This is a genomic window from Mucilaginibacter gynuensis (genome assembly GCF_039541195.1).
Lineage (GTDB): Bacteria > Bacteroidota > Bacteroidia > Sphingobacteriales > Sphingobacteriaceae > Mucilaginibacter > Mucilaginibacter gynuensis.
On sequence record NZ_BAABFT010000001.1, the window covers coordinates 556,195 to 572,521 of the forward strand.

The window sequence follows — 16,327 nt, forward strand, 5'->3', positions numbered from 1 at the left end:
TTAATTAGTGCTTGTATTTAATGGTGTAAAATTATTGAGCCTGCCCTACCGGCAGAATGACAGCGGTTGGCTAAAAGGGTGAGATGAATCACTTTTTTAATTCATCGCCGGCCTCGTCATCCAGCAATATCCTTACCGACGGGGTATAAAGATCATCGTGTTGACCGCTGCGTTGCGCCCAGAAAAAAGTGCCCAAAAAAGCGAGCGCGAGCACGATACTGCACCCGATGAGGAAGTAAATAATGGTCATGATAGTTTTCTGTTTTTTGCTGCTAAATGTGTGGCAATGCTGGTGAATGATATAATGGTCGCCGTACTTAATGGCATCAGGATGGCCGCCGTTAAAGGCGATAGCTTGCCGGTAACCGCGTAGCTTAAACCAATAAAATTATAGGTAAGCGAAATGAAGAACGAGATGTAAATAATAGTGACCGTATCTTTAGAGAACTGCAAAAAGGCAGGCAGCTTACTCAATGAAGTACCATCTAAAATAGCATCGCTTCCCGGCGAAAAATTATTGACATTGTCGGTCACCGCCACACCCAGGTCGCTTTGTTTTAACGCGCCCGAATCATTGAGCCCGTCGCCTATCATCATTACCTTGTTCCCGCCATGTTGCAGCTGTTTAACAAAATCGAGCTTTTGCTGCGGCGATTTACCGAACTGCATATGCTCATCAGTAAAGTAAGGCAAAAGCTGGTTTCGCTCATGATCCTGGTCGCCTGATAAAAGAAATGTGTTGTACGCTGAACCTAATGAAGTTACATGCTTTAAACCATCACGATAGGTTTGCGTAAAACCGAAATAACCCAGGTATTCGCTGTTGATCATCAAATGTACCTGCGTGGTGCTTGCCATTTGAATGCTATACCCGCCCACTGCAAATTCTAAACTGCCTATACGGAGAACATCCTCACCTATTTGAGCTGATATACCCCTCCCTGCCGTTTCATGGTAAGCCGCGATAGGCATAACAGCCATTGCCCCCAAGTGCCTGCAAATTTGCCTGCTCAGGGGATGTCCCGAGTTATTGCATACATTATAGATCAGTTTTCGTTGGTAGGCAGATAGCGTGGCCACTTCGCTAATGGTATTATCGCCTGCTATGGTAATGGTGCCGGTTTTATCAAATACAAGCGTATTTATGCGGGCAAGTTGCTCAACAACGGCCGTATTCTTTAAATAAAACCGGTTACGATCAAACACCCCCAGCGCTGCCGACATGGTGAAGGGCGTACTCAGCGCGAGCGCGCATGGGCAGGCCACTATAAGCACGGCCGTAAATGCTGATAAGCCTCTTTGCCAGTTTGATCCTAACCAAAAAAAGAGCGAGCCGAAAGCTATGGTTAGCAGCACGATAGTAAAATACCGGCTTACCCTTTCGTTAAAGGTTTGCATGCGGTTATCCTGCTGCCGGGTAAAAGCTTCGTTATTCCATAATTGGGTAAGATAACTTTGCGATACCGGTTTAATCACCTCCAGCTCCAATGCCTCGCCTGCTTGCCTGCCCCCGGCGTAGATCACCTCGCCCAGGGTTTTATTTACAGGTATTGATTCGCCGGTTACAAAGCTGAAATCAATGCGTGCATTACCTTTCAGCAAAATCGCATCGGCAGGTATAATTTCGTTGTGACGGATGCGGATCCGTTGACCAATTTCGATATTGGAAAGCTGTATCGGTTTCTCAACACCATCCTCTATCACCTGAACGGCCACCGGGAAAAATGAACGGTAATCGCGCTCGAACGAAATATGGTAATAGGTTTTACGCTGCACAAACTTGCCAACCAACAGAAAAAACACCAGGCCGCAAAGGGTATCGGCAAAACCCGCGCCTTGTTTGGTAAGTATCTCTGCCACGGTGCGTATAAAAAGCATCGCGATACCCAAAGCCAGCGGAAAATCAATATTTAAAACCTTGCTACGCAGGCTTGTATAAGCCGATGTAAAATACTCGGCACCGCTGTAAAAGGTAACCGGTAATGCAAACAATATATTTAACCAGCCGAAGAGTTGCTTAAACGAATGCTCGTATTCAGATAAGCCCAGGTATTCGGGAAAACTCAACAGCATTACGTTGCCGAAGCAAAAGCCTGCCACGGCAATTTTTTGCACCAGTTTATCGCTCTGCCCGGTTTGCTGTTTTTTAACGATATCCTGTAGGCTGATCAGTGGCTCGTAACCAATATCAAACAGTAGTTCAACAACCTGCCTCAAAGAGATTTCAGCATTGGTGAAACGTATGTTAACCTGCTTTTTCAGGAAATCTATGCGGCTGTGGTAGATTGCCGGATTGATACGGTTAAGTTGTTCCAGCAACCAGATACACGAGCTGCAATGAATATGCGGTATATAAAAGGTGATGATGGTGACCTGCCCGTCGGTATAATCAATAAGGTCACCGATAATAGCGGGATCATCCAAATATTCAAATCGCTTGTCAAGACTTGCACGGTTGGCACCCGGATGATCGTTAAAATTGTAGTAACTGCACAGGCCGCTTTGCGATAATATCTGATAAACGCCCCTGCACCCGGCACAGCAAAATAGCTTTTCATCTATATGATAAGTATTGCCGTTGCAGTCGTTACCGCAATGGTAACAGCTTGTTTTTGTAATAGTATCTATCATGGATAAAATTTCTACTACAAAAATGCCCCGCAATTACCGTGTTTTAAATGACGACGGTAGCAGCTAAAAACTGACGGATATCACATTTAGGATATATGCATAAATCTTAAAATTGACGAAGGGTATCGCAATCACCATAGTGTTAACAGTATTGCTGCAACCCGTATCCATAAAAAAGGCCGTTGTAAATTCTTACAACGGCCCGTTCAATCAGTACTAAACTGATAATTTTTAATATTTGCTAATCGACTAAATATTTCAGAAAGTACTATTTATAAAATTATAGGGGTGTGTATTCGTTAGTAACTGTGCCGTCTTCAAACAAATGCAGTATAGCATAGCCCGGAGGTGTTTCCTGGTAGTAGTAAGCACCGGCAGATTCTTTATCGCCTTTGCCCCACCAAAAACCACTCATTGAACCATTACAGTAATAAGATACGCCATTGTAAGCAACCGTATCCTGCAAATGCTGATGGCCGCTTAAACAAACCTTCACCTTATCTTTATGCTGATAGAAAAGCGCCTTTAGCTCTTTATAATCGCCATGCTGACCGCCGCTCCATGCACAGGTTGATGATAATATTGGGTAGTGAGACATTAACAACGTTGGGGTTTTGGCGGGCAGCTTTTCAAGGTCGGCCTTTAGCCATGCCATTTGTTCCGCATCAAGCTTTGTGCCTGCGTTATTACCATCGAGTATAATAAAATGCCAACCTTTTTTATCGAAGCTATAATATCTGTTCGGCATTTTTAACCGCTTTGCCGCGTAATTTACACCATACATTTCGTCATTTGCCGATGGGGCTTTCCACCATGGATCATGATTGCCTATACAGCTGTAAACATCCAGGTTGGTTTTGGCAATAAAACGATCCCAAACTGCCCATTGTTCGGTAACCATATCGCGGGTAACGTTATCGTACGAGGCATCGAATATAGAATCGCCACCGTTCAATATAAAATCGATCGATTTATTTGATAGTGCCTTTGCGAGATAGTTATCAGCACGTGCGGGTACATCATCTTTACCGTGGATGTGTACATCGGTAATATGGGCAATGGTGAGTGCTGCTTTTTTGTTTGTATTAGGCTGCGCCGCCATTGCAGGCAAAGCCGAAGCTGCACCTATAGCAAGTGAGCTTTGAAGAAACTTTCTTCTTTCCATTTTTATGGTAGATTGTTGTTAATCCTGGTTTTCGGGTCTTCCTTTTTTAAACTGATCGGTATACATGCCATACATGGCGATAAGCGCCCAGGCAAAATTGATAAACGCTCCCGGGTAAGAAACATCATATAATGCACTGCCGCTAAGCAGCAAGCCGCCCAAAATATTACATAAATGAAAGGCGAACGAGGTAGAACGCCATTTCTTAATGATCAGTAAAAAGTAGGAAACCAGGTAAAATAATGCACCAAACCATCCGATACCATCAAAAAATGTTTTACCGAATAAGTGGTGCATTATTGTATTTAATTTATTTCGTTATCCATCTGTTCAGGGTGTTGTACTTACCTTCCAATACCACTTTATAGAAACCTGTAGCTGTTTCGCCGCTCAAATCTATATCAAATTTAGCTTGTTTCACAGGCACTTCGCCTATTAGTTTGTAATTATCTTGTTGCCCGGTTTTATTAAAATCGTTGGTAGTGGCAAGCCAAACCTTTACTGTACCCTCGGTATCTTCAGGTACCCAGGTAAGGCTTATCTTTCCATCGGCTTTTTTAGCAGTAGGTTTTGCCAGCGATACTTTACCGATCAGCGGTACGCCGTCTATCTCTTTTTGTTCATCGGCAGATAGCTTAACATCCAGGAAACGCGCGATGGTAGGCAGTATATCAACTACACTGGCCTGTGCCTGCTTCGCATATTTGTTCACAGGTTTAGCATTGGTTGCTATCCATGATGCACGTTCGCGGGCTGATTGACCACCATGATCTTTGCCTGTTTTGGCATCACGGCCATGATCTGTAGTAACGATGATTAGCCAGTCTTCACCTTTCTCTTTCTTTCTTAGTTTGATAGCATCCCATAGCTGGCCAATTCTTTTATCGGCCAGTTGCACTGCCTCGGTATATTTAGGGCTGTCGCCATACATGTGGCCCATGTCGTCGGTAAATTCCAAGTACACCCATGACAGGTCCGGTCCTTCCTCTTTAATATAACGCGCGGCTTCGTCAGTAACGGCCTGATCAATATCCGACATGAATTTACGGGCCTTATCATGCGGAAACTTTTTGGTATCCAGTTCAAGGCCATCAAAATGATGATCCAGCTTCAGGTTGCCTGTTTGCGCCAAACCCTCTCCTACCAACTTGGTACGGTTATCTTCCCAGCTCGAAAATACGGCTGTTTTTTTATCAGGATACTGGTTTTCAAAGAAGCGGAAAATAGTAGGATAATGATAATTAGGCGCTTTAATATCGTTATCAGGCACGTTATGCTTATTAAACCATACGCCTGTTAACACATTGTAATAACCCGGTGCCGAAATAGTTGGCGTTTGGTTATACTCATTCAGTTCGCCGCCCTGGTAGGCAGCAAGAAGCGCGCCCTCTTTGGCAATGGCATGCAAATTAGGTGTAGGCACTTTATCAAGCACATCTTTTGATACACCATCTATAATCACAAACACCGCTTTCTTCTGTTGCGCCATTCCCTGGTATGCAGCAGCCAAAAAGGCTACTGCTATAAATATTTTTTTCATTGTAGTGTGGTTTATATTTTTAATTACCAGCCAAATATTTGTTTCAGGTTAGGGTTAAGCTGTACCTGGCTTTGCGGCACAGGCCTGTAGTAATACTTCGGCTCCTGAAAGGTACCATTATCTGCAATAGTTTGAACTGTACCCGATGTTCCGTTTTTAAGAAAAACGCCTGCCGCCTCCTGGCCAACTATACCGGTACGGTAATAAATAAAATCTTTACCCAGTTCATTTTTCTCTTTTACAGCGGGTATTGATTCGCTGAACGGCAACAATATAATATCGGGTACACCATCGCCGGTAAGATCATGCTTGCCTAAACCCGAAAAGTAAATACCCTCCTGCTCTTTCTCCAATAATTTGCCCGCGTTCCAGCGCATTACATCATCAAAACGGTAACCTTCCAACGCAAGCTCAACACGTCTTTCGCGTCTTATCTCCAGCAAAAGTGCTTTTTGAGAGGAAGTTGCCGTAGGATATTTCGCACTTTGTACTGCATCTAAAGCAGGGCTTAGCGGCATGTGTACCATACCAACCCTGTCTCTAAGCAGGTTAATAGAAGCATCCAGATCAGCTTGCGTAAGTGTACCCAGCTCGGCTTTTGCTTCGGCATAAGTTAATAGTATTTCGGCATAACGTAATACGGGTACGTCAAGGTTTTGTTGTACAACGCTGTTAGGATCGTTAACAAAGCCTTTAATTTGGTGATAACCGCTGAAGCTTTTACCCAATTGCTGTACGTACAAACCACCGCCTTGCGAGTAGGTAGCAACGTTAAGCAATACAAAACCCGGATAAGCGTAAGTTTGGCTTAGTCTTGGATCGCGGTTTTCAAATTCTTTAACATACGGAAAGGTAGCATAACCAGCCTGTGCTGTGTAATATGAACCATCTTTCATCAAATAATCCTGCAACAAATCTTTTGATGGTGACACCTCGTAGTTACCAAACACGGTTTCGCTCCAATTGCTATTGCGTATACCGTTTTGGTTGTAGGTAGCCAATATCACCTCCGGATTGGTACTTAGGTCGCTTTGCACAAACAAATTCAAATAATCTTCACCGGGTTTTGATGTAGTATACAAACGATATTTGCCACCATCCATAATTTCTTTAGAAACGCTGGCGGCCAGTTCAAGATACTCATTAGCCGTACCGGCAAGGTTAAGTTCGGTATGATACTTTCTGTAAGTGCCCTCGTACAAGGCAAATTTAGCTTCGTATGCCTTAACTATCCAGCGGTTAACGCTGCCATCGGTAATTGAACCGGTTATTCCCGTTAAGTTTACGTGCTCAGCTGCGAAAGCCAGGTCTTCCATTATCTTATCTACTACAAACGCACGCGGGTCGCGGGCTTTCAATAGCAGTTCAGTATCATTAACATTCATGGTTTTGTCGTACCATGGCACATCAGAATATCTTTTTACTTTATCGATATAAAACTGAGCCCTGTAAAAACGAGCTATACCTTCGTAATGATTTGAAATATCTTCTGATAAAGCTGCTTTTTTAAAGTTTTCCAAAAAGTAGTTAGCGCTGCGCAGTTGTTCCCAGTTCCAGCCCGAAACAAGGGTTGATGCGCTTGGGGTACCCATCATCATGGTTTTTATTTCAACATTACCGGTTGTGCCCGAGTTATCCGTTGCCCTGTCATTATTATAAATACCTACCCCCTCAAAATTGTACAGGTTATTAAGGTAAAGTTGAAGGTCTTTTTCGTTATTGAAGAAATTACCATCGCCAATAGCGGTTTGCGATTGCCTGTCTAAAAAATCTTTCTTACAGGCCGATAAACTTACCGCGGCAACGGCCATTGCAATTATATATTTATTGATGTGTTTCATTTTGTATTGCTCAATTAAAAGTTAACATTTACACCTAATGAGTACCTTCTTTGCCAAGGGTAAGCGTAACCATTACCGTTGGTGTTTGTGTTTGATGCCGGGTTGATAACGTCGTTCACGTTAATCGCTTCCGGATCGTAGAATTTTTTAAGTGCCGACCACTCGTAGAGGTTCTCGCCGCTCACATAAAAACGCACGTTTGAAATATGCCATTTTTTGGTAATACTGTTTGGCAATGTATAGCCTATGGTAAGGTTTTTAAAGCGCAGGTAAGCTGCGTTAAGCATATAACCCGTTTGCGGTATAGCTAAACCTTTGGCATTACCTGTAGTAGTACCCAGGTTAATATCGGCAAGCCATGATTGCAGTATAGGATATTTGGCATTCAGGTTTTGATTAGCTAAGCCAGCCTGAATATAAGCTTGTGAATGCTTACCCATATCCACATCGCTATCATTATTAGGCCTGTAAAAATTAAGCAGGTGCTCGTAACCACCGGCATAAGGCTGTTGGTAAAAGCCCCAGTATAAATAATCGAGCGGGTAATAATCTCTTTTTGCAACACCCTGAAAGAACGCGCGGATATCAAAGCCTTTCCAGTTGGCATTCAAATCAATACCAAACTGGTAGCGTGGCGATGAGTTACCGATAACTGAAAGGTCCTTAGGATCATCTGCCGTAAGGCCGGTTTCAATTTTATGGTTGCCATCAAGGTCTTTATACTTAGGCCAGCCGTTAACAATTGATAACGCGTCCCACGGAATAATTGAGCTTTCATCCAAAGCATCTATTTGTGCCTGATTCTGGAACAAGCCATCGCTCTGCAAGCCCCATATTTCGCCCAGTTGCATGTTTTTGCGATAGGTACTAAAGCTATTGCTTGGGTTATCAAAACGGGTAATTTCCGAACGGCTATCGGCCAATACAAATCTCGCGCTGAACGATAGCGGATCTCTGCCTGTTTTAAACGTATTTTGGTAAGTAACTGAAAGCTCCCATCCACGGTTACGCAAATCAGTCGAGTTTTCAAGCGGTTCTGCCGCCCCTAAAACTGCCGGCATCTCTTTGCCCTTGTAAAGCATGCCTTTAGTATCACGTTGGTAAACGTCAAAAGCTATATTAATTTTATTGTTAAGCAAGCCTATGTCAGTACCAAAGTTTAATGTGGTAACTTTTTCCCAGGTATAGTTAGGGCTTATTAATGATGGCGGAGATATTACAATCGGTAACTGCCCGCCAATAAGGTATTGCGAAGTGGTTCTTGGTAAAGAAGCAACATAACCATAATCGCCAACCTGTTGGTTACCTAATGAACCATACGATGCACGCAGTTTGAAGTTGCTTACTGTAGAACGGATATTCTCCATAAACGATTCCTGATCTACACGCCATGCAGCTGATGCTGAAGGGAAGAAACCAAAACGTTTAATAGAGCCAAAACGTGAAGTACCATCATTCCGGCCATTTAGTTCAAATATATACCTGTCATTATAGATATAATTTAAACGGTAAAATAAGCCCCTGATAGCCCAGTCGCCTATTTCCTGATGAGCTGTAGTTATACCTGTTGCCAATTCAGTAGTAGGGTATCCTGCCGATATCAGATCGTTTACAACTACATCGTTATTCTCTCTGCGAGAATATTCCTGGTTATAACCGCCTAATACGGTTAGGTTATGTTTACCCCATTGTTGATTATAGGTAGCGTAAATATTAAATACGGTATAATCTTCAAAAGCGGTATATTTTCTTACGTAACTATTACCTTCTGTACGTACATCATTGGGCCCGAAACCTATTTTATAAGGCAAGCCATATTCATCGTAATTATCGGCACCACGGCGATAAGTGAAATCGGTATTAACTTTTAGTTTGTTTTTAAAGAATGATGCTTCGGCATTAAACTGGGTTTGCATACTGAAATATTTATCAGATGCTTTACCACCCTGTGTCATACGTGCGCCGGTACGGCCTACCGCGGTATTTGACCAGGTTCCGTCGGGATTAAAATCATAATCCGTAGGGAACAAATCGTATATACCCGCTATAGAATAGTTTGATGGGTTTGCACGTTTTGTAGTAGTTAAATACGTATTGTTACCTAATGATAACCACGGTGCTAACTGGTAATTAACCTTGCTGCGCAGGCTATAACGGTCAAAATAATCATCGGCTATTTTTAACACACCGTTTTGGCGGTTATAGTTGCCCGATAAATAATATTGAGTTTTACCCGATTTACCGCTAACCGATAATGCATGATCCTGTGAGTAAGTCTGATCGCTCAGGAAATATCTTGTCCAGTCGCGGTTACCCATGTACTCCCAAAGTTTGTTATCGGTTGGGTTTATCCTAACACCCGGTATCGACGGATTATCTGAACGTTCTTTAGCATACTGATAATACTGATCGCTGTAGTTTACGTTGTCCCATGGCGTGTTGTTGGTAGATAACTCCAGTAAACGTGAGTATATATACGGATCGGTTACCTTATCAGGCAACACGGTTGGTTTATTGAATGATGAGTTATGGGTATAACTTACGCTTGCGCCTTCCTGGGTACCGGTTTTAGTTTTGATGAGGATAACACCAAATGAGGCACGGGCACCATAAATGGCCGATGCCGAAGCATCTTTAATTACCGACATGGTTTCCACATCCTGCGGAGCCAGGCGGTTCAACTCTGCCGGGTCAGATGCCACACCATCAATTAATATCAGCGGATTACCACCGTTGATAGAGGTGATACCACGTATATTGATGTTTGCATTTGCGCCCGGTTCGCCCGAACCAAAAGTTACATTCAGGTTGGGTACAAGCCCTTGTAAACCCTGTGCCACGTTTGATATTGGGCGGCTCGCCAGTGCTTTGGCGCTTAACTGGTCAACCGCGCCCGATAGGTTAACCTTCTTTTGCGTACCGTAACCTACCACCACTACCTCGTTCAGCTCTGCGGCATCTTCTTTTAAAACAATGTCTACTGCCTTTCTGTCACCAACTGTAACTTCTTGTTTAATGAAGCCCAGATAGGTAAATACCAATGTGGCATCGGCACCTGATGCTGTAAAGGTGTAATTTCCGTTAGCGTCGGTTTGTGTGCCCGTGGTTTTTCCTTTCTCCACTACGGATACGCCGGTAAGCGTTTCACCCTTACTATCCTTAACTGTTCCGGTAACCTTTTGCTGTGCGAAGAGGTTTTGGGAAAGCAGTAAAAAACAGGTGAATAAACTAATGTAAAGTGTTTTCATGTCAGCTTTTTATTTTCTGCAAAAGAAGTTAGCCCATGTTAAGCCTGCATAAAATGTTCATTAAATAAACTGAACATTCAGTAAATTTATTTTTTTAATGTTTTCTTCGCATCAAAATTCTATTTTTAAAGAAATTATGGGACGAAAAAGCCTGAAGGAAGATCAGCAGAAAAAGATTGTTGAGGCATTTTATGAAGTGGCAAAAAGAGAGGGTATCGAAAATACCTCTTTCGGTAAAGTTGCCAAAGAACTTGATATGCACCCGAGTTTGGTGGTACATTACTTTTCATCAAAAGAAGAAATGCTGCTGGGGCTCATCGAGTTTATCATGATCAGTTACCGTAATATCTATCAATCGGAAAGCGAAAACCCGAACGCGCTGGAAAAACTGGTAGACGTACTTAATAATATCTTCTCCAGAAAGTGGAACAACTATATCGACGATAGCATATTTTACAATTGCTTCGCGCTCATCTTCCGGAACGATCAGATCAAACACCAGTTTCGTGAACTGCACCTTTTGTTACGCACCTGGCTGCAAAACCTCATACAAGCATGTGTAGAGCAAAAGCAACTGGAATGCGATGATCCGGCAATAGCCGCCGACCTGATCTTTGTAGTATCAGATGGCGCGTACTATTATTTAAGTATGATAGATGATGTAGAGGCTTATAATATCCACATGGGCCGCTATAAACGGCAGGCTTTTAAAATACTCGACCTGGAGCACCTGATCATTTAAAAGCATGTTTCGGTTAAGTTTACATATATATAACATAGCACTAAAGGGCTAACTGTTTATCTTTGCGCGAAATTTGGATACATGGAGACAGCTTTACCCATTGCAGAAGCCGAGCTGTTAGAGGGGCTGAAGACTGACCGGCCGGGCGCGTTTGAGGATCTGTTTAACAAATATTGGAAAGATCTTTACGAAAGCGCGTATTACCGGCTTAAAGATCAGTCGGAAGCGGAAGATATAGTTCAGGATATTTTTACCAGCGTTTGGCAGCGTCGCCACAGCCTTGAAATTACCACTACGTTAAAGGGCTATCTGCATACCGCGCTAAAATACAACATCATTAAACTGGCCAGTTCGGCAAGCCTGCACCAGGAGGCTGTTGAGCACCTGTTGCACCGTATGGAAGATATGGAAGGCACCATACTTGATGTGCTGATAGCCGAAGATGTAAAGCTTACCCTTGAAGAGGCCGTGCGATCGTTCCCCGAGAACATGAAAAAAATATTTTCCCTGCGTGCAGAAAATTTTTCGGTAGCTGAAATTGCCGAAGCGCTGGGCCTGTCCAAACAAACGGTAAAAAACAATAACACCGAGGCGCTGAGGCGTTTAAAGGTGATCATGATGGAAAAGCACCCCGACATCAACAAATCTTTTTATGTGCTTTTGCTCTTGTTAATGAAAAGTTAACATAAACAAAACAATTTCTTGAAGTACTATCGGGCCTTTTGCCGCACTATGCAGGTGTAAAAGGACAATAGTGCAACATTCAGTATTTAAAAAACTTCTAAAAAAATACCATAGCGATACCGCCACTCCGGCCGAACGCTACATTGTAGATACCTGGTACAACTCGTTTGATGAGAACGGCAAAGTACCCGGCACCCTTACCGATGATGAGGCTGAAGCCACACGCTTAAGGCTGTTTCATAAAATAATACCGGTACCGGTATTACGCCCATGGTACAGGCGGGCATGGTTACAGGCTGCCGCTGCTATAATTATAGTACCAACTTTGGCAGTGCTTATTTATATGCAAGGCCGTCAGTCTGCCCTGCCAAAGCAAACCGCGTTTGAAGATATCGCTTTTAACACCGATGCCAAACAGGTAAAAAAGATAACGCTGCAAGATAGTACCACCGTATGGCTCAACGCCAACTCGAACCTGCGCATTAAGGGCGATTACGGCAATAAGAGCCGCAGGTTACAACTAAAGGGCGAAGCCTATTTTGATGTAAAGCACGATACGCTGCGCCCTTTCATTATCAGTGTGGAAGAGCTCAGCATTAAAGACCTCGGCACAACCTTTAACGTAAAGGCTTATAAAAAGCTTAATAATATTAAAGTATCGGTTAATTCAGGTAAGGTAGAGGTAAGTACTCCATCGCGCGTTATAGCGCAATTGATGCCTGGCAAGGCGCTTAGCTACAATTTAAAAACAGGCCAATTCACCATAACAGATATAAAAATTACCGGTACCAGCTCATGGACCGAAGGAAAAACCGTACTGGCAAGGGCCGGCTTTGACGAATTACAGCAAGAACTGCTGAACATGTACGGCATCAAGCTTAACAGTACTGATGAAAAAGTAAAATCATTCAAATACAATCTCACCCTGCGCAGCTCGCAAACCAAAGATGATGTATTGGATATAATTACCACCATGTTAAACAAAAAGCACAAAAAGGAGGGCCCGGATGGCGTAATCATCTATTAAACACAAACACCCGGGTTACTGCACAGAGCAGCTACCAGGGTGTAAAAATTGCCGGTAGTGTAATAGTTTGGTCGCTGTACACTATCCGGTTAGCAAATGATATCAATCTAATTACTAACAATTCAAATTTATGAAAGCCAATGCATTACTGCAACAGGTGGCTGCATATTATTTGAATGAAACAAATTTTAAATGAAACACAAAAAACTGCTATTGCAGAAGTTTATGCGTATAACATTGCTTGTCGGCGTAACTATTATCGCAGCCTCCCAGTTCCTGATGGCGGGAGTATCAAGCGGGCAATTGCTTCAAAAGCGAATTGACCTGTCTTACAATAAAACCAGTTTGTATAACCTGATTGAGGATATACAGCAAAAAAACAATATCGACTTTGCTTTTACCGATCATCTTAATTTAGATAAGATAAAAGTGAGCGATGTACATTTTACAAAAACATCCATACAACAAATATTAACCGAGCTATTGATGCCCCACCGCATCACCTTTCACGAAAAGGCGGGCGTAATTACCCTGGCGGCATTACCTGCGCCGGGCCGCATCACAGGGCGTATTGTTGATAATACCGGCGAAACACTTATTGGCGCTACCGTAAAAATTGTAGAGCTTAACCAAAGTGTTAGCACCGATGCACAAGGTATTTTCAGCATCGCTATCGCGCCGGGTACTTACACTGTTGAGGTAAGCTATATATCGTACGCTACCCAGCGCAAGGCAAATATTGTGGTAGAAGAAAACGGAACCGCTACGGTAAACTTCACCCTCGAAGCCGAAATGGGCAAACTCAACGAGGTGGTTGTAGTAGGTTACGGCACCCAAAATCGCAGGGAAGTAACATCGGCAATTGCAACCGTAAAAGCCGAAGACTTTAACAAAGGCTCGGCACGTTCACCGCTGGAATTGATACAAGGTAAAGTAGCCGGTTTAAATATCATCAAAACACAAGGTAACAATCCTAACGCGGGTACTTCTATTCAGTTAAGAGGCGTAACCTCGCTTAGTGGTACCACTACCCCACTCATTGTAATTGATGGTATACCTGGCGGTAACCTTGATCTGTTGCAGCAGGATGATATCGAATCGTTTGACGTATTGAAGGATGGTTCGGCAGCGGCCATATACGGTACACGCGGTAACCCGGGTGTTATATTGATCACTACTAAAAAAGGTAGCGCAGGCGCGCCTAAGTATGATTATAACACCTATTTCCAGCGTGATTATGTTGACAAGAAACCCGACTTTCTTTCGGCAGCGACTTTCAGACAGAAAATAGCAGACGGCGTAATAGCACCGGCCAATGATCTTGGCGCATCTACCGATCTGTATAATGAACTAATTAACAAAGACAACCTGAGCCAGTACCATAACTTCGCTGCATCCGGTGGTTCTGATAAGGCAAACTACAGAACATCTTTTTATTATAATGATTTTGAAGGTATAGCAAAAAACAATGGCCGTGAACAATTTGGCGGCAGGTTAAATGTTAATCAAAAAGGCCTGAAAGATAAATTGACCATGCAAGTTAACGTAGTGGCCAACTTTAACAAAGCTAACTTGTTAGGTGGCGGCAGCGGCGATTTTGAACAAGCAGTTTCATGGAACCCTACAGCACCTCTCACCAACCCCGACGGCACTTATTATGTATTGCAAGACAGGTATAATCCTATTTCGCGTTTTGCTAACCGTATTGACGAGCGCCAGCAACAAACATTTTCGGGCGATGGCAGACTAAACCTTGAGCTGATCAAAAATCTGAATATTTCAATGTTTGGTTCATACACACGCGACAATTATAACAATCGCTACTACCGCTCAATGCAAGATTATGACCAGCGTATACTAAGCGACTACAAGGGAACAGCTTATGCCAGCAAAGAGAACGTATTAACGTGGACAAAAACTTTTGAGCCAACTATCAGCTACAAAAAATTCATCACTAACGATCACATGGTGAGCGGTGTGGTTGGTTATAGCTATCAGTACAGCACTTTCGAACGTTTTAACGTTAACAACAGCGGCTTTACTACTGATGGTTTCCTTGACTGGAATTTGGGTGCGGGGAATGCCATAACTAATACAGGTTTACCACGCCCCGGCATTGGTAGTTTTAAAGATGACAACACGCTTATCGCGTTTTTTGGCCGTGTAAATTATGCTTTTAAAGACAGGTATTTTGCGCAGTTCATCCTTCGTCGCGAGGGGTCATCAAGGTTTGGTGCTAATAACAAATGGGGCAATTTCCCGGCAGCATCGGTAGGTTGGACAATAAGCGAGGAAAGCTTTTTAAAAGATATTAAAGCGATCAGCAGCCTGAAACTGCGTGTAGGTTATGGTGTTACAGGTAACCAGGGCATTCCAAACTATCAATCATTAATTACGCTAAGTACCGGTGGTTTATATCCGCAAAATGGTGTTTACTACCAAACTTACGGTGCATCACGTAACCCTAACCCGGATCTTCGCTGGGAGAGAAAAGCAGAATGGAACTTTGGCTTGGATTATGCTTTGTTAGATAACCGTATCAGCGGTGCTATTGACGTATACAGCCGCACTACTAAAGATTTATTATATAACTATACCGCGCAACAACCATCATACGTGTTGGCAAACTTGTATACCAACGTGGGTACGTTAAAAAACAACGGTATTGAAATATTGATAAGCGCGGTAGCTGTTAAAAAGAATGATTTTCAATGGAGTATCGACCTTACTGCCAACTCACAGTTCAATAAACTGGCCAAATTATCAAACGAAACTTTCAAGGCCAACTGGTTAAACTTCTCTGATATTCCTAACCCGGGTGCAATGGGGCCGGCTATCCGTTTGGAAGAAGGCGGTAAAGTGGGCAACTTTTATGGTAAACGCTTTGCCGGTTTTAGTGATGATGGCAAATGGCTGTTCTACAAAGCTGATGGTTCAAAAGCGCCGGCTTCGCAGATAAACGAAAACGACAAGACCATTATTGGTAATGGCGTGCCTAAATATGTTATGGGCTTAAACCAAACCTTCCGTTACAAAAACTTCGACCTTAATATTTTAATGAGAGGTAAATTCGGGTTTGATATTCTTAACCTGAAAGAGATTTTCTACGGTAATAAAAATTACTTACCTAACAACATCTTTAACAGTGCTTTTGGCAGACATGCACAGCTGAAGGATGACCCGCAATACTCTGATTACTATATTGAAAAAGGCGATTTCGTAAAGCTTGATAACGTAACGTTGGGTTATACTTTCAAGCTAAAATCATCATACCTGCGTAATATGCGCCTGTTTGTAACCGGCCGTAATATCCTTACCGTAACAGGCTACAAAGGCCTTGATCCGGAATTGCAGGATACAGGCTTTGATACCGGTGTGGATTCAAGGGGCTTTTATCCGCGTACCCGTTCATGGACAGCCGGTTTCAGCATCGGATTTTAATTTTTTAA

11 protein-coding genes are annotated in these 16,327 nt (G+C 42.9%); 4 read left to right on the top strand and 7 right to left on the bottom strand.

Annotated elements, in window-relative coordinates; all coding sequences use genetic code 11:
* Window positions 1-88 precede the first annotated feature (88 nt).
* The 7 genes from ccoS to ABD894_RS02400 form a co-directional block, all read right to left on the bottom strand.
* Entirely contained in the window at window positions 89-250 is a 162-nt protein-coding gene (gene ccoS / locus ABD894_RS02370) for a cbb3-type cytochrome oxidase assembly protein CcoS (RefSeq protein ID WP_345209375.1), read from the bottom strand.
* Window positions 247-2,631 carry a heavy metal translocating P-type ATPase gene (locus tag ABD894_RS02375; protein ID WP_345209376.1) on the bottom strand — a complete coding sequence of 795 codons (2,385 nt, stop codon included), beginning with the start codon at window positions 2,629-2,631 and terminating at the stop codon, window positions 247-249. The genes ccoS and ABD894_RS02375 overlap by 4 nt, the downstream gene beginning before the upstream one ends.
* A 280-nt stretch (window positions 2,632-2,911) precedes the next feature.
* Entirely contained in the window at window positions 2,912-3,796 is an 885-nt protein-coding gene (locus ABD894_RS02380; RefSeq protein ID WP_345209377.1) for a metallophosphoesterase family protein, read from the bottom strand.
* Window positions 3,797-3,814: 18 nt separating this feature from the next.
* A complete protein-coding gene (locus ABD894_RS02385) occupies window positions 3,815-4,093 on the bottom strand; it encodes a CBU_0592 family membrane protein (RefSeq protein WP_345209378.1) in 279 nt (92 codons plus the stop codon).
* A gap of 13 nt (window positions 4,094-4,106) precedes the next feature.
* A complete protein-coding gene (locus ABD894_RS02390; protein WP_345209379.1) occupies window positions 4,107-5,336 on the bottom strand; it encodes an alkaline phosphatase family protein in 1,230 nt (409 codons plus the stop codon).
* A 23-nt stretch (window positions 5,337-5,359) separates the two neighbouring features.
* Entirely contained in the window at window positions 5,360-7,177 is a 1,818-nt protein-coding gene (locus ABD894_RS02395) for a RagB/SusD family nutrient uptake outer membrane protein (RefSeq protein WP_345209380.1), read from the bottom strand.
* A 14-nt stretch (window positions 7,178-7,191) separates the two neighbouring features.
* Entirely contained in the window at window positions 7,192-10,425 is a 3,234-nt protein-coding gene (locus tag ABD894_RS02400) for a SusC/RagA family TonB-linked outer membrane protein (RefSeq protein WP_345209381.1), read from the bottom strand.
* Between the two features lie 136 nt (window positions 10,426-10,561).
* On the opposite strand from ABD894_RS02400, the gene ABD894_RS02405 reads away from it, so the two are divergent.
* The 4 genes from ABD894_RS02405 to ABD894_RS02420 all read left to right on the top strand — a co-directional run bounded on the left by ABD894_RS02405 (window position 10,562) and on the right by ABD894_RS02420 (window position 16,319).
* Window positions 10,562-11,167 (top strand): TetR family transcriptional regulator, encoded by a 606-nt coding sequence (locus tag ABD894_RS02405; RefSeq protein ID WP_345209382.1) that lies wholly within the window; start codon window positions 10,562-10,564, stop codon window positions 11,165-11,167.
* An 81-nt stretch (window positions 11,168-11,248) separates the two neighbouring features.
* A complete protein-coding gene (locus tag ABD894_RS02410) occupies window positions 11,249-11,851 on the top strand; it encodes an RNA polymerase sigma factor (protein ID WP_345209383.1) in 603 nt (200 codons plus the stop codon).
* 70 nt (window positions 11,852-11,921) lie between these two features.
* Window positions 11,922-12,878 (top strand): FecR family protein, encoded by a 957-nt coding sequence (locus tag ABD894_RS02415; protein ID WP_345209384.1) that lies wholly within the window; start codon window positions 11,922-11,924, stop codon window positions 12,876-12,878.
* Window positions 12,879-13,070: 192 nt separating this feature from the next.
* Window positions 13,071-16,319, top strand: a complete 3,249-nt coding sequence (locus ABD894_RS02420) for a SusC/RagA family TonB-linked outer membrane protein (protein WP_345209385.1) — start codon at window positions 13,071-13,073, stop codon at window positions 16,317-16,319.
* Window positions 16,320-16,327 lie beyond the last annotated feature (8 nt).

What these genes read in the sequence shown, in the direction of transcription:
- ccoS (WP_345209375.1), bottom strand. Translation starts at nt 250, where the DNA reads ATGACCATTATTTACTTCCTCATCGGGTGCAGTATCGTGCTCGCGCTC.
- ABD894_RS02375 (WP_345209376.1), bottom strand. Translation starts at nt 2,631, where the DNA reads ATGATAGATACTATTACAAAAACAAGCTGTTACCATTGCGGTAACGAC.
- ABD894_RS02380 (WP_345209377.1), bottom strand. Translation starts at nt 3,796, where the DNA reads ATGGAAAGAAGAAAGTTTCTTCAAAGCTCACTTGCTATAGGTGCAGCT.
- ABD894_RS02385 (WP_345209378.1), bottom strand. Translation starts at nt 4,093, where the DNA reads ATGCACCACTTATTCGGTAAAACATTTTTTGATGGTATCGGATGGTTT.
- ABD894_RS02390 (WP_345209379.1), bottom strand. Translation starts at nt 5,336, where the DNA reads ATGAAAAAAATATTTATAGCAGTAGCCTTTTTGGCTGCTGCATACCAG.
- ABD894_RS02395 (WP_345209380.1), bottom strand. Translation starts at nt 7,177, where the DNA reads ATGAAACACATCAATAAATATATAATTGCAATGGCCGTTGCCGCGGTA.
- ABD894_RS02400 (WP_345209381.1), bottom strand. Translation starts at nt 10,425, where the DNA reads ATGAAAACACTTTACATTAGTTTATTCACCTGTTTTTTACTGCTTTCC.
- ABD894_RS02405 (WP_345209382.1), top strand. Translation starts at nt 10,562, where the DNA reads ATGGGACGAAAAAGCCTGAAGGAAGATCAGCAGAAAAAGATTGTTGAG.
- ABD894_RS02410 (WP_345209383.1), top strand. Translation starts at nt 11,249, where the DNA reads ATGGAGACAGCTTTACCCATTGCAGAAGCCGAGCTGTTAGAGGGGCTG.
- ABD894_RS02420 (WP_345209385.1), top strand. Translation starts at nt 13,071, where the DNA reads ATGAAACACAAAAAACTGCTATTGCAGAAGTTTATGCGTATAACATTG.